The following is a 22,263-nucleotide window of genomic DNA, read 5'->3' on the forward strand; positions in this document are numbered from 1 at the left end:
ATTAAACGACATAAATGTAAGGCTCTCTTTTAGAGAAGAGAAGCTACTTTATAAGAGGTAGTGTTAAACCATCGGTTTTGTGCCTTTCCCGCTATGACCAGAGCGCTGCCATAAACTGGTAATACGTGCAGAGCGGACGATAAGCCAGGTAAGCCCAAACAAGCCGACAGCTAAGCCCAGTGCTAACCAGCGGTTGTAAGTCGTGGCTGAGTATATACCGCCATTCCCTACTGGTACTGCCTCTGGTGGCATTAACGGTAAGCCATGGCGTTCTGCCATGGTTTTAATGCCAATAAAGTGAATACCCGGAATGTCTTCCTGCAGGAAGTAGCCCATAACGGTCTCTACTGCAAAGGCACGTGCTGGTGCGTCTGTCTGTAAGCCAGATTTGAACATGTCATCAATGCCAGGGGGACCGACAACCGTCGCGCCACCACCCACGTTGATGTAGGCAGTGTAATTTCGCTCGGCAGAATACTCCCGAAAAATGGCAATTCTATCGGCGACCGCTTCTTGGTAGTTGGCAGGGTCAATGAATTTAACGTCAGCACGTTCAATTGAACGGCGAATGGATTGAATGCCTTCCTCAGGAATGCCAATGCCTCTATCTTCAATGCCGCCAATCGATGCATAATCGGCATGGAGTGAAATAACGCCAGCTTCACGCAGCTTTCGCTCCATATCGAGCCATAAGAAGTTGGGAACGTTGGCCCCCCACTGCGACGACGAAGCAGATGCAACAATAACGGCATTTGCTTCCATCGCCTCAAGTGCTGAGTAGACAGCCAAGTTGAGCGCTGGGAACGAGCCTGAAACTGTCACGGCAACTAAATCGCCTTTTTTAACACCCGCTTCTGCTAATAATTTAACAGCAACTGCCGCCCAATTGGGATTAATAGTGGTTTGTTTAGATTCTCGACCGCCATGATTGGTTGTGACAATACTGTTCTCTAAACCGACCAAGCCCGATCGTTGAGGATCAAACTCAGGATTAATGGGGGCTATTTGAGCTCTCAGTGGTTGCAACACGTTCATGCCCTGGCGCATGATTTTCGCCGCATTTACCATGGTCGCGTAGTTGTCTTCCACAACGGGGTCACGCTGCTTCATTTTTTCTGCCGCAATAACCACAATAATTGCGACGACAATTAAGAAAATGAGCCCCCAGGTCGGTACACCTGAAGAGCGCCAATAAATTTTAGTAAAACTACTCATTATAGGGTTCTCCTGTTACCAACCGGGCATTTGGAAAGCTTGACTAGCTTCATACATTTGCAAAGATTCAGGCATAATAACAATAAGCGCCAACCTCACTAACACGGCGGTCACTGCCAACCCACACAAGGTTTGCAGTACGCCTTGTCGCTCAAACCAAATAGCAATAAGTCCCGGGATAATATAGCCAATGATGCTGCTCTCCATGACTGACATCATTACCGTCGACTCGAGAGCGCCAACTTGTGCTTGTGCATTGTCGCCGCCGGCTATCATTTGTAAGTCTGCCCAGTTCACTAAGTTGCCAATGAATAGGTCGAACAGACCGGCAATTAAATAGCCGGTTAGAATCATAATAATGGTTTGGCGACGACCATAAATAATCGCAAAGCTCGCTATGACTTTAACAATCAAATAGGTAATTAGGGCGGCGAGTAATGTAATTGCCAGACTTAGTGGGTCGGTCAGTTGCAATGCAACATAACCCGGAACAACTAACCCCCCTGCGGCCAGCCCGAGCGTATGGGTAAGCAGCAACGTAAAAAATAAGCCAACACCAATGGCAACAGCCAATATATTGAGCGCTATCATAAATCTTCCTCTTTAACGGCACGGTTTTGGAAGAAGCGAGCGACTTCTTCGCCGCCGCCGTGAATATTGCACATACCAACAACCAGTGCGTTGCCTGCAGATTCTTCTAAAATGGTTTCTGTAATATCGGTCGTGTCACCGCCTTCAAGTACAAGCAGCTTTTCCGGGTCGAGCCCGTGCTTTACTGCGTTGCGAACAAAGACAAAACAACCAGAGCCCATTAAGATGACTTTATCGGCTTTGGTCCATTTTCCGGCTTCTTCAGCCATTTGCTGTGAGCGATGTGGGCGGTCGGCCCGGCAGTTAATCAACATGATTTTGCGGCGATTTTCACCGAACTTCTCAATCATGTTTTCCCAAATTTTTCCGGTCGACTCCGGGTCGTTAGCGGCAAAGCCATTAACAAATACAATTTCACGCTTGAAATAGTTAATGTGCAGAACTTGCATAGCACCGGCTTCTGGCTCAAGTTCGGTCATGCCTTTTAAGGCTTTATCTCGGTCAACGCCAAGGTGTTCGCATATTTTTAATGCCAGAGCGACGTTTTCTTTATGCTCGGCGTAACGAAATTGACTCATCGTGTCGTCAGAAATGGCCTCAACCTCTTCCAGTGTGACACCGTGGAGCTGTGACTTTCTGTCGTTACAGGAGTGTTCAAAGGTGGGGAGTAAATCTCGTTCGGCGGTGAACAAATTGCCTTTAACGGGCGTACTCCCAGCCAAAGCTAAGGCGACGTCTTCTTCGCCAGGTCCCATCACATCTAAATGGTCAGGGCGGGCATTGGTGATCACACCCACATTAGAACGCACCATGCGCAGCTCGCTCAGTGACTGATACTGCGGTTGCAGTGCCATGCACTCCATAACCACAATTTCCGGCTTTAATTTAGCCATGCGCTTTAGCGTGCGCATTTGTTCAATGATATTTGCACCACTGATGCGGTAAATTGGAAACTCACGCCCGTCAGGGTCAGTGACTGCAGCGGCCGAGCCCGTTGTTTTTGCGCATACTCGCTTATCGCCGGCGCGAAGGCCTGCGGCAATCAACCGAGTGACACTGGTTTTCCCACGCGTACCATTCACATGAACACGTACCGGAATGCGGCTAACCAGCCAACGATGTTTTAGCGCTTCTAAACCACCTGCAAGAACAAGTGCTACCCAAAGTCCTGCAACAATGGCGAGCAAAACTGGCATTTCCATAATCGCTCCCCTTAACATACATAAATGTATGTATTCTTTTTAGCGAACCTTTATGAAAAAGACCAATGAATTTAGGGATCTTTACACTTTAGTTCGCAAGAAGAAGCGTATTACAGTATGGCGAATTGAGATTATGCTTTTTTAACGAATTCGGACTTTAATTTCATGGGACCAATGCCGTCTATTTTGCAGTCGATGTCATGATCACCCTCTACCAGGCGAATATTTTTTACTTTCGTGCCGACCTTAACGACGGAAGAAGATCCTTTTATTTTCAAGTCTTTAATCACAGTGACGGTATCGCCGTCTTCAAGCGGTGTGCCGTTAGAGTCACGGTACTGGGGGGTATTTTCAGTGTCTATTGGTTCATCTTCAGACCACTCATGGCCGCATTCAGGGCAAACCAGTAAGTTACCGTCGTGATAAGTGAAGGTTGACTGGCATTCAGGGCAGGCGGGGAAGTCGCTCATTAGAAATCCTTTTAAATTAAAAAGAGGCGCAATTATAGCCTGTTAGCGCCACGCCCGCATTAAACGAACAGCAACACCGCAATTGTTGTTATTACGGCCAGTAGAACGTTAAGAACAACTCCCTCTCGTGCCATAGCTTTTATCGTAATGCGTTTAGAGGCAAACACAATAGAGTTTGGCGGTGTTGCGACAGGCATGCAGAATGCACAGCTACAGGCAATAACGGCCGGAATCATCAGTAATTCAATCGGTAACTGTAATGCCGTAGCGGTGGCTGCCAAAATAGGCATAAGTAGAGTGGCGGTCGCTGTATTGGATGTGACTTCGGTGACAAACGAGACGGTCAGAGTGAGCACAAAAATGAGCAACCATAAAGGAAGCGCACCTAACGCTGTGAGCGACTGGCCAATGATATTGCCCAAACCGCTTTCCATAACGCCCCGGGCCAGACAAATACCTCCGGCGAACAACAACAAGATGCCCCAGGGAATGTCCTTTGCCAACGGCCAGTTAAGCAGTTTTTCGTGCTTAACTTTGCCGCTTGGAATCACAAACATCGCAACCACACCGGCTAAAGCGACAGTGGCATCATTTAAGCTGCCCAGCCCTAAAAAGCCGGTCCAGCCGCCAAATGGTGCTGTGCGGGTTATCCACAGGAAAACGACGGCACCAAACACTATTAATACGCGCTTTTCATAGGTGGTCATTTTACTCGTAGTGGGAAGCTCTAATGGTTTTGTGAGCTTGACGTGTCGGGTGAGCCACAAAGCAATCACTGGTAACCCGAGCAGAACCATCGGTAAACCAATGCCAAGCCAGCGGGTAAAGCTGAACTCGGCTCCGGTAATATTTTGATAAATGGAGGCGAAAATTAAATTAGGCGGTGTGCCGACCAGGGTAGCAATACCGCCTAACGAGCCAGCGTAAGCCAGACCCAATAACAGTGCGCGTTGAAAGCTTTCATCCTCACTGGCATCGGCGAGTGCCAGAGCGACGGGCAAAAGTGCCAGAACACCAGCGGTATTCGATATCCACATGGATAAAAATGCGGTCGCAGCCATAAACGAAATAACCACTTTGCGACCATTGTCAGCTCCGATACGGGCGATAAGCGTTAATGCCATACGTTTGTGAACGCCGCTGGCTTCTACCGCTTTGGCCAGCATAAAAGCACCCATAAACAATAAAATGATATTGTCACCCAGCGCGCCTGCAGCGGTGCTGGTATCAATAACCCCAAACACGGGTAGTAACACGAAGGGTAATAATGAGGTGACGGGCAATGGAATGCATTCGGTGACCCACCACCAAGCGACCCAGACAACTGTGCTTAGAGTGAGAGCCGCCGGTAAAGGCATGTTGGCGAGTTGGGTGGCAAGCAGTACAATGAGAGCGGTTAATGGCCCCAGCGCTAAATGTTTCATTAAACGATTTTTCTATCCATAGCGTATCTTTCCCAGTAAAGATAATAGATAAGAGGTTCACATGCGAGATATTGTTATTCTGCACGAAAATGAAGAGTGGCTAGTGCCATTGAGAGCAGAATTTGAGAAGCGCGGAGTTGCGGCCAAAGAATGGTTTCTTGATACGGGCGTCATTCCTTTTACTGAACTGCCTGACGATGCGGTGTATTACAACCGCATGAGTGCCTCTTCGCATACCCGCGGGCATCGTTTTGCGCCAGAGCTAACTCGCATGGCCTTAACCTGGCTGGAAAGCAATAATCGAACGGTTGTGAATGGTACCGGTGTTCTTGCGCTAGAAGTCTGCAAGTTATCGCAGTATGCGGCATTGCAAAAAGCCGGGTTGAATGTTCCCAAAACACAAGCGGTCGTGGGTAAGAGTTTATTGGTTGAAGCTGCTGAAAAGTTCGCTCAGTGGCCCGTTATTTTGAAACCGAACCGCGGCGGCAAAGGTCTGGGTGTTATTAAGTTTGATGATGCGGCTGGTTTGCAAGCTTATATTGACAGTGCTGACTACGAAGAGCCTCTGGACGGTGTTTGGTTGTTGCAGGAGTACATCAAACCGAAACAACCGCACATTACCCGCAGCGAGTTTGTTGGTCAGAAATTTGTTTATGCAGTGAATGTGAATACTGAGCAGGGTTTTGAGCTCTGCCCGGCCGATGTATGCAGTGTTGATGATGCGTTCTGCCCGACCAGTGAAACGCCGGCGGAAACCCCGAATAAATTCACAATTACTAAGCGCTTTAACGACCACGAAATTATTTTTGCCCTTGAGGCGTTTTTAAAGGCCAATGATATTGATGTTGCAGGTATTGAATTCATTGAGGACGACAAAGGCGAGTTGTACGTGTATGACGTGAATACTAATACCAACTATAACCAAACTGCCGAGCGGGAAGCGGGTGTAAAGCAAACTGGAATGGGTGCTCTGGCTGATTATCTTATTGATTTAGCCAAATAACGACTCCCCAATAAGGGGTAAAAAAACGGCCCCAACAAGTGGGGCCGCAAAAAAGCCAGGGAGAGAGTCTGGCGTTTAGAAAGTGTATTCAACACCAAAGGAGGCTGTTTGAGGCTTGTTAGGACGAGCACCGTGAGGTGAACGAGCGACAATTTGTTGCTGATCAAACAGGTTTTCGACTTTGAAATAAACCGCCATGTTGTTGTTCATCTCATAACGGCTGACGAAATCCGTGACAAACACAGATTCCGTTCTGTCGAATTGGCTGTCGGTACGGTTACAGCCCGTGCTGACGCACATTTCGTCGGCGTATTTTGCCACAATGTAGTTTATCCAACCGTTTTGGTTGTCTAGTGCAACGCGCATACTGAACGTATTTTGCGGAATGTCTGCCAATTCATCACCGTCAAGGTTATTCAGGTTATCTTCGCTGATTTCACCTTTGGTGTAGGTATAGGTTACATCCACAGGAATCAGGAAGCTGCCTGCTTCAAACGTGTTGCTCGCCTGGAATTCCAACCCACGAACGACCGACTCACCCAATACGTAGTTGCCTGACTCCGCGCCGTTGTCACATGGGTTAGCGATTGAGCATTGCTGTGTTGTGTCGTTAAAGTCGCTGTAGAAGCCAACCGCTTCGACAAATAAAGTACCTTGGTTATAACGTACACCAGCTTCATAGTTTGTGCTGGTTTCAGGCTCCTGGTTTTCTTTTGCGCCACCACCTAAAGGAGAAAAACCTTTATGAACACCAGCCAAAACTTGCCAGTTTTCGCTTAGGTCATAAGTAAAAGATGCACCAGGTAACCATTCGCTGCTGTCATTAGAGCGAGTGCTGTCTAACTCGCTGCGGTCCGGCACTGCAAACTGGAGGCGTGAAGATTCAACGTTTTCATGACGAAGTGCCAGATTAACCATCAAATCGTCAGTAACTTGCCACTGGTCAGTAACCCAAAAGCTGACGGCTTCCGCTTTTTCTAAACGGTTGTCGCCACCGGTTGGTTGAATGAACGAGTCAAACACCAGGCTACCGTTAACTTGATCGAAGACTTCTTTTAACTGGTAACGATCCATTTCGTCAGTGTGATCACGTACGCCAATTTCGAGGAAATGCGATGCCAACTCAATACCGGTATTTACTTCAACACCATAAGAGTCGTAGCCACGGTTACCGTTGGTCCAGGTTATGTCTTGGTAATCTTGCTCGCCGTGCAAAACCGCTAGCGCGTCTGTGTCACCCGCATTGGCTAAGTCAACTAAGCCATTAACAACACCCGCTTTAAACCAGTTGCGCTTAAAGTGGTTCTTATAAGTCAGAACATTCAATTCAACGGTGTCAGTTAGCTCCACGTTGTAGTTAAGACTGATAGCGTCATGATGATTGTTCATCTGGTCAATTTCAGACAGCCCATAACGGCGGTTAGGGTCTTCCGCAAAGTCTGCGTCAGTAAGCCCTGCATACGTTTCGTTTGAGGTTTCTTCTGAATACTGGAATTTAGCCAGTAAACTTTGGCTATCCCCTGTCCATTTTAATTTCGCAACATAGTCTTCAATGTCGAATCCAGCGTCACGGCTGCTGCGGTCGATATCTTTAAAACCGTCGCTGCTGCGTTGAACGGTTTCTAGCAAGAAGCCCCACTGACCTTTTGTGCCGCCAACATGCGCATGAATATCGCGGCTGCTGTTTTCACCGAACTCAGTCAATACTTGACCACCGAACTGCTCCGGCACGGGTGTCGTAACCAGGTTAAGTACACCACCAGTGGTTTGAGGACCATAACGCAATAATGGAGCGCCCTTCAGCACTTCAATAGACGACATGCGGAAGGTGGTTGGGAAGTAATATGCCGCCGGGTTTGAATAGGGTGCTGGCGCCATCATCACGCCGTCTTCCAAAATAGTGACTTTACTGACACGGCCGGCGGTTGCGGCACGGATGCCAATGTTTGGGCGGAGGCCTTGGCCGTCTTCTTCACGCACATAGACACCAGGGATGGTTTTCATCAACTGGTTAATGTCGGATGGTACTTCAATTCGCATTTGCTCTTCGTCGATAACGGCGCTTGAGCCTGCAGTGGCTCTGGAGTCAGTTTTTGTACCGATAATTTTGATTTGTTCAATGTCATCAGTTCGGTCAATAGCCACTTCTGCAAAGGTCGGAGCAGCGAAGCTTGCAAGAATAGCCGTAGTCAGTAACGTCTTTTTCATGATCTACCCTGTTAATGTTTTTTGAAAGGTTATTTCATTATTGGTTTATCAAATCGCCGCGAATGCTAATATAAATAATAATGATTCGCAACAACAGTTTTGATCTTTAGCAATTCTTTGGTCGGTTTTTTTGTGGTACTTGTCGTTGTCTTAGTCAGAGAGTTTGGTTAAAAGCGCTTGGGCGAGGTAAAGTCTTTACAAAGAGGGGAAACCGTTAAGGCGCTTTAAATGACGAAAATAATAAAACTGACCACGGTGCTAACCGTATTAGCTGGTGTAGTCGGTTGCAGTTCATTAACTAGTGACTCAGAGCAAACCATTCAGTATCAATGCGGGGCGGCCGAAGTGGCGCTCAACTTTACTGACGAGGCAGCGACACTTCATTACAAAGGCAGCTCGGCACGCTTGCAGCCAGTGGTTAGTGCATCGGGCGCACGCTATAACGACGGTGCTGACCCTGTCACCCAGTACTGGGGGAAAGGTAATGAAGCGACCATTACCTGGCAGGGACAGGAATTGCCAACCTGTGTGGAAAAAGGCACTTTGCCTAAGCACTTTACAGGCCGTGGCAACGAACCTTTCTGGCAGGTTGCGGTTAATCCGCAACACATGACCATTACGACACCGAATACTGAAGCAATTGTTGATGTCGCGCCGGCCAAAGTCGTTTCTGAGAACCCTTATGAATGGCGCATTGACTCAGCCACAGCAACGCAGTTAGTGGTTATTGATACGTTATGTCGGGACTCGATGAGTGGCAGGCTTTACCCCTACCAAGTCGATTTGCACGAAGACGGTAACGTTTATTCCGGCTGTGGTGGCGACAGTGAATGGTTAGTGCAGGGTGTCGAGTGGCAATTGGTTAAATTTGGCGACCATCCGCTCAATACAAAAGCGCCAACATTGAGTTTTCTGGCCGACGGTCAGCTGACTGGATTCAATGGTTGTAATCGGTACTTCGGACAATACAACTTAGGTGGCGAGCTGGCACAAATACAGCTTATGGGAAGTACCAAAATGGCGTGTCCGGAAACCGCCAGTCAACTGGAAAGAGAGTTCAGTGACGCTATGCAACGTGTCTATCAAGTATTTATTGATAACAATGAACGCTTAGTGTTGACCACTCGTGGTAATCGACAACTGATTTTTGTCGAGCAACAGTAGTAATATCCTGATAGGGTTAACACCTATGCAACTTAAAAAATACACCGATTATGGTTTGCGCGTTTTAATGTATCTTGCGGCCAAAAAAAACGACAACAGAGTCACCATTGATGAACTCAGTGGCATCTTCAATGTGCCCAGAAACCACTTAAATAAAGTGGTGCACCAGTTAGGAAAAGAAGGGTTCATTGACACTCGCCGGGGGAAAAATGGTGGCTTTTTGCTGGCTGTTGACCCTGCCGATGTGCGGTTAGACAAGATCATACGCCGGCTTGAAGGTGACGAGTACTGGATAGATTGTCATAAGCCGGAGTGCGCTATATTCCCGGCCTGCGAGCTGAAGAATTTAATCAACGAAGGTAAGGAAACGTTCTACCGGTTTTTATCAGACTATACATTAGCCTCGCTAATGCAGAATGATGCTGATATTCGCCGACTCTGGGGACAGGAAATTCCAATAAACGAAGCACAATAATTAAGGGGAGTTCCATGCTTAAGAAATTAGCAGTAGGCATAGCCGTTGGTTTGGCGGCGACATCAGCGCAGGCAGGAAACTGGCTGCATTGCGGGGACGTATTCGATAGTCAATCCGGACAGCTTATTGGTGAGCGGTACATTGAAGTTGAAAATGGTGATATTAAGGCGGTCAAAGTGAATTCACCGGGAAGCTCCAACCAAGTAACCGACTTGTCAGACAGTACGTGTTTGCCGGGGTTTATTGACCTCCATGTGCACTTAGACGGTCAGTCCGGGCCAAATTCGTACATCAAGCAGTTTACTCAAAACCCGGCGGACTTAGCCTTGATTGCTCAGCACTACGGCATGAAAACGCTGAAAGCGGGATTCACAACGGTTCGTAATCCAGGTGATTCTGACAATGTGACCATTGCTTTGCGAGATGCCATTAACGCCGGTATTACCGATGGACCACGCATTTACACCGCAGGCAAGTCTATTGCAACAACGGGGGGGCATGCGGACCCGACAAACGGTTGGAAAGAACAACTGATGGGTCGTCCAACTCCAAAAGATGGTGTTATTAATAGCGCCGAAGGTGCTCGAGAAGCGGTTCGTCAACATTACAAAGACGGTGCTGACTTCATCAAAATTACCGCAACGGGCGGTGTATTGAGCATGGCAAGCAGCGGTGACAACCCTCAGTTTACTGACGATGAGTTAGAAGCCTTGGTTGATATTGCTGATGATTACAATTTTCATGTCGCCGCCCATGCGCACGGCAAAGCCGGTATGCTTCGTGCGGTAAAAGCGGGTATTGCTTCAGTTGAACATGGTACTTATATGGACGACGAAGTGATTGCGGCAATGAAAGAGCATGGTACGTATTTAGTACCGACGATTTTGGCTGGAAAATTTGTTGCTGAGAAAGCTGAAATTGACGGATATTTTCCTGAGGTTGTGAGACCCAAAGCGCGCGAAATTGGTCCGAAAATTCAGGATACCTTCGCCAAAGCTTATAAAGCGGGTGTGAATGTGGCGTTTGGTACTGATAGCGGCGTATCTGCACATGGTGACAATGCTCTGGAATTCCAGTACATGGTTGAAGCAGGCATGCCTGCAGCTGAAGCGATCCAAGCAGCGACAAGCGTCGCAGCTGATTTTCTGAAGAACGATAAAATTGGCCGTATTGAAGCGAATAAAAAGGCGGATATTGTGGCAGTAAAAGGTAATCCTTTAGAGGATATTACTCTGCTACAAAATGTCAGTTTCGTGATGAAAGACGGAAAAGTGTATAAGCAATAAAATAACCAAGAGGGGTCAGTCGAAACGCACTGACCCTTCTAGTTTCAAAGAGGTGTGGTCGCTACTGCGCACTTCGTACTTGGTTTTATCTTCCTCGCAATTCACCCACAGCTGTACTCTCGCCGGCAAAATAACCGGGCGCTTAAAAGTCACGTCTATGTAGGTTACCGCTTTTGACTGTTTGCGTTCCAGCTCAGCCTGAGCTCGAGCCATCATGTACATACCGTGAATAATCGGTTTTTCGAAACCAAACCAGCGCGACACGAGCGGATGTAGGTGAATGGGGTTAAAGTCGCCGGATATACGGGCGTATCGGCGGCCCATACCGCTGCCTAACTGCCAATGAGCCAAGTTGTCCCAGCCTTCGTCGGGTTCGAAAGGTTTCGGCGGTGCTTTCTTTGTTTGTGCCTTTGCGTTATCGGACTTCATGACTTGATAAACGCTGGTACAGGTCGCCACTTTTTCACCTTCTTGCCAAAACTCGACCGTAAACTGCGGTCTTAACCGGCGTGGAGACACATCAGGTCCGCGCTTAGGTACTTTGACTTTTGACACCAGCTGAAACGACTGGTCAGTTTGAATAACCGCATGGCGCTCTAGTTTGTTGCTGACGTGCACCAGACCCGGTGCAGGCCAAGGGAAGCTGTCGTCGAGCATTTGCGCTAAGTGTGCGCGTTGTGCAATGCAATACAGCATGGCAAGCGGAACATCACTAACAAAACCACCAAAAGCCTCGTGATATTTTTCTAGCTGTTTAGCTGCCGGAGCCGGAATAGAATAATGCTTTTCCAGCGTTTCTGAATCAGCCTCAGACTCATCGCTACGCTGTAAGGTAAATAATGACCTGAACAGCATAGTTGGCATGGGGGCAAGTTTTTGCGGATGGTTATCCACACGTTCCATAGTGATAGTGACTCCCTACTGACTTAGTGGTTATTCTCGCACATGTTGCAAAAATTCAACAGTCCGACCACTAAAAAGCCGCTCCGAAGAGCGGCTACTCTAGTTTTCCCGGTGTTACTTGTTGGTTTCTATATCGTCATTGAGATCTTCATCGTGCTTTTCGAGATCCCATGGCAGAACACCCGGACTGTGATGTCTGAAGTGCAGGTAGTTCTCGAATTGGTTAATGACGTCATTGATGATATCTGATGACTCATAACCGTATAGATCATACGACTGACCACCTTGTCTCAGGAACACCTCTGCTCGGTAGTAGCTTTCACGGTTTTGGTCGTTGCTGAGCACAAACTCCGGCAGTAAGTAGTCGCGCAGACGAATTTCATACGCAAAATCGAGATCATTTTCTCGTTCAACACTAAGAATGATGCGATTGTGCTCTTCGTCCGTTGTAAATTCGGCTGGCCAGTCCTGACTTTTCAGTTCTTCTTTTACTTTTTTCAAAGAGTCTGTCGCAGGTCCGTTAATAAATTCCAATACAGGTTCTTTCTTCGGAAAATCGACCAAGCCGGCTAAACGTTTTTTCCAATAGTCCGGACCCTCGTTAACACCACGACGGTGATGATGGCGGTGGCTCTTCAGACTATTGTATTGGTGCCCTTCAATAACCAATGCACGCCACATACCGGCTGCCGATATCAAAATAATGACAGCGAACGGTAAGGCACTGGTTATTGCCGCGGTTTGCAGCGCGCCTAACCCGCCGGCAACCAGCAATACTGCGGCAACAATACCTTCACTGCTTGCCCAGAAAACACGTTGCCAAACGGGAGTCTCCATACCGCCTGAAGCTAATGAGTCGATAACCAGTGAGCCAGAGTCCGATGATGTGACGAAGAAGGTAATAATTAAGAGTACGGTAACAAAGCTAACAATACTGGTCAGTGGCAATTGCTCGTACAGTTTGAACAAAGCGATGGCCTGGTTATCCTGCACTTCCGAAATGAGTGCTGTGTAACCTTCGTTCATGATCATATTCAAAGCGGTATCGCCAAATACGGCGAACCAGAAAAACGTGAATATGGTAGGCACGAACATGACTCCAAAGACAAATTGACGAATCGTTCTGCCGCGACTGATTTTAGCAATGAACAGCCCAACGAAAGGCGCCCACGCGATGGTCCAGCCAAAGATAAATAGCGTCCAGTTACCAATCCAGTCACTGCGTTCATAGGCTTGCAAGTTAAAGGTCCGTTCGACAATGCCGCTTAAGTAGGCCCCAGTGTTTTGCAGGAAGGTTTCCAGAATGTGGATGGTAGGCCCGGCAATAAACACGAATAACAACAGGAAAAGCACCAGTGTCATGTTCAATAGAGATAATCGTTTAATCCCCTTATCCATACCGGCAACAACCGAGGCTATCGCCGCGAGAGTGATAACACCTATCGCAATCACTTGCACGGTTGTCCCCACAGGAATATCTTCCCACAGGTAATTGAGGCCGGTGTTAATTTGTATCACCGACAAGCCCAGGGTTGTGGCAATACCAAACATGGTGCCTAACACGGCAAAGGTGTCCACAGCGTGTCCTGCCGGGCCATTAATTTTCTCGCCAATTAACGGGTACAAGGTTGAGCGCATCGAAAGTGGCAGGCCATGTCGAAATGAGAAATACGCTAAAACTAAGCCGACCAGCCCGTAGATGGCCCAAATGTGAAACCCCCAGTGGAAATAAGCAATTTGCATTGCCTGCTTGGCGGAGCCAACGGTTTCTGCGGCGCCCGCAGGGGGCTCAGCATAGTGCAACACTGGCTCGGCAACGCCGAAGAAAAGTAAAGCAATACCGTACCCTGCAGAAAACAGCATGGCGAACCAAGAGGTAAAGCTGTATTCCGGTTCACAATGGTCTGGGCCTAACTTAATACGCCCCCAGCGTGATATTGCCACACCAATAATGAACACTAAGAAAAGAGCGACGGCGAGCATGTAAAACCAACCAAAGTTGTCAGTAATGCCTGCTAACGTCCAGTTAAACAGTTCACCGGCTTTTTCAGGCGCGCTTAACGTCCCTATTACCAGCAAAGCGATGACAATAACAGCCGGTAAAAACACCGGAATCAGTATTGCGTTGTGCCACTTAGCTTTCTCCGCTGACATAAAAACTCCTGTTTTTATTATGGTTTGTATATATATAGCCTACTTAAATTGTTTTGTAATGGGTCACTTTACATTTCTTTTACTGCTTATTTTGTAGTCTTTACGGTATGATGAATGCCCGTTCATATTTTTCAGTTAGTGGTTATATGAAGGCTCAGAATTCATCAGTTGATTTAGTGAGTTTAACGAATGCACTGCCGGGCGCGGTCTATCAATTAGAGCTAACCGAAAGTGGCGACTGGCACTTTCATTTTGTTAGTGAAGGTATTGAAAGCATTTACGGGTGCACCGTGAGTGAACTTCAGAAAAACACATGTGTCTTGAAAGATATTATTGTCGCTGATGACTATGAGGCGGTAGTCAATAGCTTACTCGAGTCCGCGAAATATCAAATTCCGTGGAACAAAGAGTACCGAGTGGTTCGTAACGGTGAATTGCACTGGGTGTACGGGCATGCAGTGACCGAGCGGCAGGCGAATGGCAGTACGCTCTGGAAAGGGCAGTTACTGGATATTACTGAGCGGAAGCAGTTGGAATTGGCGGTGAAACGTCACCAGCGAAACCTTGAGCTGGCCGAACGAGTGGCAAATTTAGGCCACTGGAAACTGAATTTAAACACTGGCAAGTCGGTTTGGTCGGATACTGTGTATGAGCTCTATGGTTTGGAAAAAAGCAAGACTGACCCCGGTCTTGATATTGTCATGGAAAAAACGCACCCACAGGACCGAAAAGCCGTAACCGACGCTATTGAAGCCGCCAAAAAGTCAGGTGTGCGCGACGTGGAACATCGTATTATTCGCAGTGACGACACCGTTCGGTGGTTGCGGGAATCCGGTATTTATCAGCTTGATGAGAATGGTGATGAAATTATTTTTGGCACGGTTCAGGATATTACCGACTACAAAGAGATGGAGCTGAAGTTGCGCAGCACCGGTGGGGAGGATGAACACACAGGCTTCTATAACCGACGTATGATGTTGCGTGCTCTCCAGCGACGGTTCAGTTTTTATAAAGCCCACCCAGAATACCCTTATTTTTTACTGGTTTTGAAAGTCACTAATGACTCTAAAACGCTCGCTAGAGCGGCAGAAATTGTTCGCGCGAATATCAGAGATTACGACACACCAGGACATTTAGGCAATGGCTTAATTACCGTTTTGCTGTCGACTCTGTCACGTCCGGAAAATAACAGCAGCCTTCGTCGTGTTATAACGGAACTGAGCGACGCCGGCATTGAAAGCCATTGTATGTTGGAAGAAGCGAAGAATACCGATAACCGATTCGATGACATACTGGCGCGGGCATTACCTCGAGAAGCTGATTGCAGTTTAAATTGACCAATCTTGCTGCTTGCCCATTTCATTGACCGGAATGGCGTCTCCAAACGTAATATGCGTGGGGACTTCAATATCGAGAAGATGCTCGCTTAACCAATGCTTCAGATCAGCTTCCGTTATTTTCTCGCTATGGTTTTTCAGAACCACAAACGCTTTTAACCCTTTACCTTCTGCTGGCTTTTTTTGTCTTACGGCAGCTGCACTGACGGCTGGGTGTGACTCGATAAGTGTCATTACTCGCGACGGATAGACATTGGTGCCTTTAATAACAACAGCACTATCAACCCGCCCACTGACAATAAAGCTCTTATCGGATAGCCAGTTGAGCTTATCGGGCAACTCGTAACTTTGTTGTGTGTGCTTTTCCTGCAGGGTGTTTATCGACTCTTGTTGCCAGCGAGGCAGAAGTAGAAAGGGTTGCTCCGGTGAGAAGCGATAACCAATACCGGCAGTCTCAGAGCTGCCATAAATTTCAATAACGCGGGATGCGCCTGCCTCATAAAGCGCATTGATGGTTTCTGCTGGGCACGGGCCCGACGACGTTGTGAAAGTGACTCCGTGGGGTATATGGCTTAGTAGTTTGGTTGCCTGAGTTAAAGCTTCAGGGAAGCCTATAACGAGGTCGCCCGGCTGCAATGAACCGCTGGTAAATTGCTGAAAGGCACTAAAGCCCCGTATAACGGGAACGTCCAGAATGTCAGGCAGTAATACCGAGAATAACAACCCGTAAATATGATGCGACGGAACCAACGCAATGACGCGATGAACACTTGTACTTTGGGTACTAATCAGTTTGGCAAAGTAGTCTGCTTCGTCAGTGAGTTGAGCCCAGGAGTGTCTGCATGGCTTTGGCTGGCCTGTGCTGCCGGAGGTTGTGACCGTTATGTTGTTTGATGCAATGTCGCGGGCTTTCTGCACTATTTCCGACCAGTCACCGAGCGTGTTTTTGCGCAATAGATAGTCTTCAATACCGCTTTCTTCCATTTGGAAAAACTGTACAACACGACCAGCAATTGCCATCCATTCAAGCGAGTCGACCACGATTTCGTTGTCGGTGCTATCGGTTGCTTTCCCGGTTGCTTTACTTTGCGGAACCAGCTCGTCGGTCGGCAGCCAGCGACGACGTCGCCACTCGTTACTTTCAGCAGGTCGAAGTCTTGTCAGCTCCTCGGCGATAAGATCACCAATGAGCTGAACAAGTGCTGGCTTTTTTAAGTTGACGCTCACTTTACAGGCGCTTTACAAAGACCCAGTAACTATCACCAGATAAGGCTTTTTTCATATGGACTTTGACTTTCGTGGGCTTCATTTCATAGTCGAAGACATACTCAAACATGGTATTTAAATCACCATTTTTTACGCCGTCGTCAAAGCGACCCTTGAATTCAGGGCTGTTTGTACAAGGTGCAACGTCTCGGAAAAAGTTTTTACCGACCACTTCTTCAGGGTTACGACCCGTAATGTCGCCTTCCGCTGCATTGTATTGAATAATTTTTCCGTGACTGTCGAGCTGAATAGCACCAAACGCAATATCATTGATTTTGTCATCAGACATTTGCGCCAGTTTGTTTTCAATATCTTCTGAACCGAATTGAACAATTTCCATCGTCTTTTACCTTTTTTGGTCAATGTCTTTCTTTTAGTACCGAACGATGGAGATTAGATCACACTCCTTAACAAATTCTTTACTGTCATAGTCAAAATAGAGGTCTATACTTATTCTTTTATTAGCAACGTCGAGGGGACACAAGGATGCCAAGAACACCCCAATTTCACCGTGAAACTGCCTTAAATAACGCGTTGTATCTTTTTTGGCGACAGGGCTATCACGCCACTTCGATGAAAGACATTGAAGAAGCTATGGATATGCGTCCCGGTAGTATTTATGCGGCGTTCGGTAATAAGGAAGCCTTATTTAAAGAAGCGTTGGATGCTTACTTTTCTATGGTTGAGCAAAATTTTCGGGAAACCATCGCCAAGCAGCCATCGGTGCTACAAGGGTTCCGTCAATATTTGAAAGATATTGCAAGCACGGGCGAGAGTTGTGCGCCCACTAAAGCGTGCATGTTGGTCAAAACATTATTGGAGTTTGCGCCGGAAGATAAAGCCTTTAGTGACCCGGTATATGCATACTTTGATTCAATTGAGACAATGTTTAAAAGCGCGTTGGAAGACGCAAGAAGCCGTGGCGAGCTCAGTAAAAAAAGCTCACCCGGGCAGTTGGCTAGACTGATTCAAACCAATGTGATTGGTTTGAGGACAATGGCACGGCGGAGCCTGCCGCAGGCGCAATTGGAAGTGTTGGTCGATGACGTTATCGCCCGCATTATTCCAGTGAATTAAATAGTCCTTTGTAGCCCCTGGGATTAAACTGCCAAGTCATTGCCAGAATAATTAAGCCGACCGCAATGTGCAATTGCCAGCCGAATGTATAGTTGCCGGAAACATCACGAAACCAACCGGTAATTAACGGCATAAAGCTGGCAAACATAAAACCGATGCCTTGCATAAAAGACACCAGGCGCCCTGCCTGAACGGGATTATCAATATGGTCTAACGCCATGACAATACACAGTGGAAAGGCGCCGCCTAAACCGAATCCGCAAAGCGCCGACCATAGCCAGGGGGAAACGCCAGGAAACCAGCTCAGGCCAACAAAGCCAATCATTTGCGTCATAACGGCAAGCGTTAACCAAGGTCGGCGATCTTGAGAACGTGATAACGTAGGCAGCACTAACGCCCCAATGACTTGAACGAGAGAGAAAAGCGCCAACAGGTTCCCTGATGCTTGGGCTGACCAACCAAACTCTGCGTAAAAGGGAGCTATCCAGGCAATAAAGCCCGCATAGCCTGCATTTACTAAAGCGAAGTAGGCACCGAGCACCCAGGCTCTTGGTGACTTGTAGGCTCGCAGTAATAAATGCCTGGGTGGAATACTGGCGACGGGTGTCCGGTTGACTGGTAAATACCAAATGACCAAAACCAGCGCTGCCAGAAGACTCCAGCTACCCATTGCCTGATAGCGTTCTGGCAATAAATTAGCGGCCCAGGGCGTGGCAACCGCGCCTAATGCTGCCCCGCCTATTAAAGCCGCTGACCACAGCCCCGTGACCAATCCAAGACGTTTAAGATATTGCTGCTTTGTCAGCTCGGGAATCACTATGTGCAATAGGGAAATGCCGACACCGCCAACCACCGCGCTGGTTATCATACTGGTACTGGTTGGTTCAAAGAGGCGGGAAACTAAACCAGCGGTTAAAATGAAAAGTCCCAAACCAATACCATGGCGGTAACCCAAAGCGGTGGTAACACGTCCGGCAAATAGCGCCATAGCACCAATCATTAGAATAGGAATGGTCGTAAGCAGCGATACTTCACTGAATGACAACCCGGTTATGTCGCGTAATTCACCCGTTAATGGACCGATAGACGTAAGTAACGGTCTTAAATTCAGCCCTAATAGTACTAAAACAGCCAAGCTAACGACGAGTAGAATTCCTGAGGGCGCAGGAGTAAACGTTGGTCCTTTTGACAAAATAATACCGCTGGTTATTTAAAACCTTACTTTACTGAATTTTCATCGTTGTGTGAAACCGTGTTATTCTTTGGCGCCAACAGTCGCTATCCTTTACTGAAAGAGTACCCGTTATGACCGCATCTACGGCGCCAGGGAATTTATTTATCGTTGCAGCCCCCAGTGGTGCAGGTAAGTCGAGTTTAATAAAAGCTTTGTTGGACAAACACGCAGACAACTCCATGCAGGTGTCTGTTTCATCAACCACGCGCGCTCCCAGACCGGGAGAGGTAGACGGTGTGCATTACCACTTTTTAGACGTTGATGCATTTGAGAAGCGCATAGCCGCCGGGGAATTTTACGAATGGGCCAAAGTGTTCGACAACTACTATGGTACGTCACGTAAGGTCGTTGAGTCGCTGTTGGCTGAAGGCAAAGATGTCTTTTTGGATATTGACTGGCAGGGTGCTCAGCAAGTGCGTGAACATCACCCCGAGGTGCGTTCTATCTTTATTGTGCCACCAAGTTTGTCAATTTTAGAGCAACGTCTCAGGGCGCGTGGGCAAGACTCAGAAGAAGTTATTGCTAAACGCATGGCCAAAGCTCAGGCGGAAATGTCGCATTATCATGAGTTCGATTACCTGTTGGTGAACGACGATTTTAATGACTCGCTGAATGCGCTGGAGCACATTGTGATGGCACAACGGCACAAAATGCCGCACCAACAAGTAAGATATTCACAGGTATTGAAGGAATTACTTGGATCGTCAGGCTGAATTCCGTATAATTCTTAGCCTTTCGAAAAATGTCACTCAAGTTTTAGTGGGAGTAAGTAAGCCATGGCTCGCGTAACTGTAGAAGATGCTGTAGACCGTGTAGGTAACCGTTTTGATTTAATCTTGTTAGCGTCACGCCGCGCGCGTCAATTAGCTAATGGTAAAGAGCCACTCGTTGAAACTAAAAACGAAAAACCAACCGTTATTGCGTTGCGTGAAATTGAGCACGGCTTAATTGATGGCGAACGCTTAGACGTAGAAGAGCAAGCGGCTCAGCAAGAGCAAGATGCTGAAGAACTTCGTGCCGTTGATGCACTGCGTGGCATTGAATAATAGAAGTCAGTTCGCCAACGGTATCAATACCGTTGGCAAATCCCTCAAATCCCCTTATTCTGAAAGTATATCTATTATCCAGTCTTAACTGGGGAGTTACTGGTGTACCTATTTGAAGGTTTAAAAGCGCAAATTAGCGAGTATCTGCCGTCTGACCAAGTCGACAGAGTAGCCGAGGCATTTGTTGTGGCTAATGAAGCTCACAGCACGCAAAAGCGCAGTAGTGGTGAACCTTATATTACCCACCCGGTGGCGGTCGCCAGCTTACTGGCCGATATGCGGCTTGACTGCGAAACTATCATGGCAGCGTTGCTGCATGATGTCATAGAAGACACAGAAACCAGCCAGGAAGACCTCGCCGAGCAGTTTGGTTCAACGGTTGCGACCTTGGTAGAGGGCGTGTCTAAACTCGATAAGCTGCAATTTAACTCAAAAGAAGAAGCGCAAGCGGAAAACTATCGCAAAATGATAATGGCGATGGTGCAGGACATTCGTGTGGTGTTAATAAAGCTGGCGGATCGCACACACAATATGCGAACCATTGAACACCTGCGCCCCGACAAGCGTCGCCGCATTGCCCGGGAAACATTAGAGATTTATGCTCCCTTGGCTCACCGGCTGGGTATTCATGACATAAAGAATGAACTTGAGCATTTAGGCTTTTGGGCACTTTATCCGTGGCGTGCGCGGCTATTGGAGTCGGAAGTTAAAAGAGCGCGGGGTAATCGCCGTGAATTTACTGATCGAGTCAAAAGCGAAATATATTCTCGGTTGGAAGGTAATAACATCAGTGCCCGCGTGCTGGGACGCGAAAAGCATTTACACAGTATTTATCGGAAAATGCAGACCAAAGAACTCAAGTTTGAGCAAGTAATGGATATTTATGCGTTCCGGGTCATTGTGGACAGCGTCGACACCTGTTACCGGGTTCTGGGAGCGTTGCATAATCTGTACAAACCAATCGAGACGCGTTTTAAGGACTATATTGCGATTCCAAAGTCCAATGGCTACCAGTCGTTGCATACCTCATTGAAAGGACCGCATGGAGTACCGGTTGAAATCCAAATTCGTACGGAAGAAATGGATTTAATGGCTGACCGAGGGGTTGCGGCGCACTGGATGTACAAGAAAACCGATGACTCTGGCACTACCGCTCAGGTGCGTGCTCGTAAATGGATGCAAAGCTTGCTTGAACTCCAGCAAAGCGCTGGCAACTCTTTTGAGTTCATTGAAAGCGTTAAGTCAGATTTATTCCCCGAAGAGATTTACGTGTTCAGTCCAGACGGACGAATTACTGAGTTGCCGCAAGGGGCAACCGCGGTTGACTTCGCCTACGCCGTGCATACCGACGTTGGCAACACGTGCATTGGTGCGCGCGTCAATCATCGCACCTATTCACTCAGTAAGCCGCTGGAAACTGGGCAAACCGTAGAAATAAAAACGGCACCGAATTCGCGTCCGAATATTGCCTGGCTGAATTTTGTGGTGACCGGTAAAGCACGGGCAAAAATACGACAGTACCTGAAAAGTCAGGAGGCCGACGAAGCTCAACAGTTGGGTGAGCGCTTACTTCGCTCAGCATTGGGGCCTGTCAGTTACGACGATATCCCCGAATCAGAATTTGATCGTGTGCTAACGGACACCAAAGTCGCTTCGAAAGAAGAACTGCTGAAGCAAATTGGTCTGGGCAACTTAATGTCCATTGCCATAGCGAAACGACTGTTGGGTGAGTTACAGCCAATAAAAGATGAAAACGCTTCAGAAAAGAGCTTGTCTATTAAAGGCGCTGAGGGCTTGCTGGTGAGCTTTGCGAAATGCTGCCGGCCAATTCCGGGCGATGACATCATTGCACACGTCAGTCCCGGTAAAGGTTTGGTCATTCATCGCCGTGAATGCAAAAACGTGCGTGGTCATGAGGATGATCCGGGACGTTATTTCCCGGTCGAGTGGGATAACAAGCCAGAAGCGGAATTTATTTCAGAAATTAGAATCGAAATTATTAACCATCAGGGTGTTTTAGCCCGATTAACCTCTTCAATAGCGACCACCGGTTGTAATATTGACGGACTGAAAACAGAAGAAATTGACGCCAATATTTACTTTATCGATGTCGCACTAACGATAAGAAACCGGAAACATTTAGCGGATGTCATACGCCACATTCGAAAAATGCCGGATGTTCAGCGCGTGACGCGCTTAAGGAAGTAG

20 protein-coding genes are annotated in these 22,263 nt (G+C 47.6%); 9 read left to right on the forward strand and 11 right to left on the reverse strand.

The features are described 5' to 3' along the window. Positions 1-63: 63 nt before the first annotated feature. The 5 genes from pgsW to CWC33_RS06715 all read right to left on the reverse strand — a co-directional run bounded on the left by pgsW (position 64) and on the right by CWC33_RS06715 (position 4,902). Positions 64-1,215 carry a poly-gamma-glutamate system protein gene (gene pgsW, locus CWC33_RS06695; protein WP_100691314.1) on the reverse strand — a complete coding sequence of 384 codons (1,152 nt, stop codon included), beginning with the start codon at positions 1,213-1,215 and terminating at the stop codon, positions 64-66. 15 nt (positions 1,216-1,230) lie between these two features. Continuing rightward, positions 1,231-1,806 carry a poly-gamma-glutamate biosynthesis protein PgsC gene (pgsC, locus tag CWC33_RS06700; protein WP_088767290.1) on the reverse strand — a complete coding sequence of 192 codons (576 nt, stop codon included), beginning with the start codon at positions 1,804-1,806 and terminating at the stop codon, positions 1,231-1,233. Further along, positions 1,803-3,008, reverse strand: coding sequence for a poly-gamma-glutamate synthase PgsB (gene pgsB / locus CWC33_RS06705; RefSeq protein ID WP_100691315.1), 1,206 nt, complete (start codon positions 3,006-3,008; stop codon positions 1,803-1,805). The genes pgsC and pgsB overlap by 4 nt, the downstream gene beginning before the upstream one ends. Positions 3,009-3,139: 131 nt before the next feature. Further along, positions 3,140-3,478, reverse strand: coding sequence for a zinc ribbon domain-containing protein YjdM (locus tag CWC33_RS06710; RefSeq protein WP_058578485.1), 339 nt, complete (start codon positions 3,476-3,478; stop codon positions 3,140-3,142). A gap of 59 nt (positions 3,479-3,537) precedes the next feature. After that, complete coding sequence (locus CWC33_RS06715) at positions 3,538-4,902, reverse strand: SLC13 family permease (RefSeq protein ID WP_100691316.1); 1,365 nt, start codon at positions 4,900-4,902, stop codon at positions 3,538-3,540. 61 nt (positions 4,903-4,963) lie between these two features. Here CWC33_RS06715 and CWC33_RS06720 point away from each other — a divergent pair, with 61 nt between their 5' ends. Further along, positions 4,964-5,905, forward strand: coding sequence for an ATP-grasp domain-containing protein (locus tag CWC33_RS06720; RefSeq protein ID WP_100691317.1), 942 nt, complete (start codon positions 4,964-4,966; stop codon positions 5,903-5,905). 75 nt (positions 5,906-5,980) lie between these two features. Here the strand turns inward: CWC33_RS06720 and CWC33_RS06725 are convergent, their stop codons facing one another. Then, positions 5,981-8,113, reverse strand: coding sequence for a TonB-dependent receptor family protein (locus tag CWC33_RS06725; protein ID WP_100691318.1), 2,133 nt, complete (start codon positions 8,111-8,113; stop codon positions 5,981-5,983). A 228-nt stretch (positions 8,114-8,341) separates the two neighbouring features. Here CWC33_RS06725 and CWC33_RS06730 point away from each other — a divergent pair, with 228 nt between their 5' ends. Genes CWC33_RS06730 through CWC33_RS06740 form a run of 3 tightly spaced genes read left to right on the forward strand, consistent with a single transcriptional unit; the run spans position 8,342 to position 11,038 of the window. Then, the gene (locus tag CWC33_RS06730) at positions 8,342-9,277 is read left to right on the forward strand and encodes an META domain-containing protein (protein ID WP_100691319.1); all 936 of its coding nucleotides are present in this window, start codon (positions 8,342-8,344) and stop codon (positions 9,275-9,277) included. A 25-nt stretch (positions 9,278-9,302) separates the two neighbouring features. Beyond that, positions 9,303-9,752, forward strand: a complete 450-nt coding sequence (locus CWC33_RS06735) for an RrF2 family transcriptional regulator (protein ID WP_100691320.1) — start codon at positions 9,303-9,305, stop codon at positions 9,750-9,752. 14 nt (positions 9,753-9,766) lie between these two features. Beyond that, on the forward strand, positions 9,767-11,038 hold the full coding sequence (locus tag CWC33_RS06740; RefSeq protein ID WP_100691321.1) for a metal-dependent hydrolase family protein: 1,272 nt from the start codon (positions 9,767-9,769) through the stop codon (positions 11,036-11,038). 15 nt (positions 11,039-11,053) lie between these two features. Here the strand turns inward: CWC33_RS06740 and CWC33_RS06745 are convergent, their stop codons facing one another. Beyond that, positions 11,054-11,941 (reverse strand): MaoC family dehydratase, encoded by an 888-nt coding sequence (locus CWC33_RS06745; RefSeq protein WP_100691322.1) that lies wholly within the window; start codon positions 11,939-11,941, stop codon positions 11,054-11,056. 114 nt (positions 11,942-12,055) lie between these two features. Then, the gene (locus CWC33_RS06750) at positions 12,056-14,095 is read right to left on the reverse strand and encodes a BCCT family transporter (RefSeq protein ID WP_100691323.1); all 2,040 of its coding nucleotides are present in this window, start codon (positions 14,093-14,095) and stop codon (positions 12,056-12,058) included. A gap of 146 nt (positions 14,096-14,241) precedes the next feature. Here CWC33_RS06750 and CWC33_RS06755 point away from each other — a divergent pair, with 146 nt between their 5' ends. Continuing rightward, a complete protein-coding gene (locus CWC33_RS06755; RefSeq protein ID WP_232709766.1) occupies positions 14,242-15,432 on the forward strand; it encodes a PAS domain-containing protein in 1,191 nt (396 codons plus the stop codon). On the opposite strand, the gene CWC33_RS06760 is transcribed toward CWC33_RS06755, so the two are convergent. Both CWC33_RS06760 and pyp read right to left on the reverse strand, forming a co-directional pair. Beyond that, complete coding sequence (locus CWC33_RS06760; protein ID WP_100691325.1) at positions 15,424-16,659, reverse strand: AMP-binding enzyme; 1,236 nt, start codon at positions 16,657-16,659, stop codon at positions 15,424-15,426. The genes CWC33_RS06755 and CWC33_RS06760 overlap by 9 nt on opposite strands. 1 nt (position 16,660) lies before the next feature. Continuing rightward, positions 16,661-17,038, reverse strand: coding sequence for a photoactive yellow protein (gene pyp, locus CWC33_RS06765; RefSeq protein ID WP_100691326.1), 378 nt, complete (start codon positions 17,036-17,038; stop codon positions 16,661-16,663). Positions 17,039-17,184: 146 nt separating this feature from the next. Here pyp and CWC33_RS06770 point away from each other — a divergent pair, with 146 nt between their 5' ends. Beyond that, entirely contained in the window at positions 17,185-17,775 is a 591-nt protein-coding gene (locus CWC33_RS06770) for a TetR/AcrR family transcriptional regulator (protein WP_100691327.1), read from the forward strand. Here CWC33_RS06770 and CWC33_RS06775 read toward each other — a convergent pair. Continuing rightward, entirely contained in the window at positions 17,759-18,910 is a 1,152-nt protein-coding gene (locus CWC33_RS06775; RefSeq protein ID WP_232709767.1) for a cyanate transporter, read from the reverse strand. The two genes, CWC33_RS06770 and CWC33_RS06775, sit on opposite strands and share 17 nt — an antisense overlap. Positions 18,911-19,080: 170 nt before the next feature. On the opposite strand from CWC33_RS06775, the gene gmk reads away from it, so the two are divergent. From gmk to spoT, 3 genes are all read left to right on the forward strand, one after another. After that, positions 19,081-19,722 (forward strand): guanylate kinase, encoded by a 642-nt coding sequence (gene gmk, locus CWC33_RS06780; RefSeq protein ID WP_100691328.1) that lies wholly within the window; start codon positions 19,081-19,083, stop codon positions 19,720-19,722. 63 nt (positions 19,723-19,785) lie between these two features. Continuing rightward, positions 19,786-20,055 carry a DNA-directed RNA polymerase subunit omega gene (gene rpoZ, locus CWC33_RS06785; protein WP_088767306.1) on the forward strand — a complete coding sequence of 90 codons (270 nt, stop codon included), beginning with the start codon at positions 19,786-19,788 and terminating at the stop codon, positions 20,053-20,055. Between the two features lie 102 nt (positions 20,056-20,157). Beyond that, a complete protein-coding gene (spoT, locus tag CWC33_RS06790; protein ID WP_100691329.1) occupies positions 20,158-22,263 on the forward strand; it encodes a bifunctional GTP diphosphokinase/guanosine-3',5'-bis pyrophosphate 3'-pyrophosphohydrolase in 2,106 nt (701 codons plus the stop codon).

The organism is Idiomarina sp. X4 (assembly GCF_002808045.1).
GTDB lineage: Bacteria > Pseudomonadota > Gammaproteobacteria > Enterobacterales > Alteromonadaceae > Idiomarina.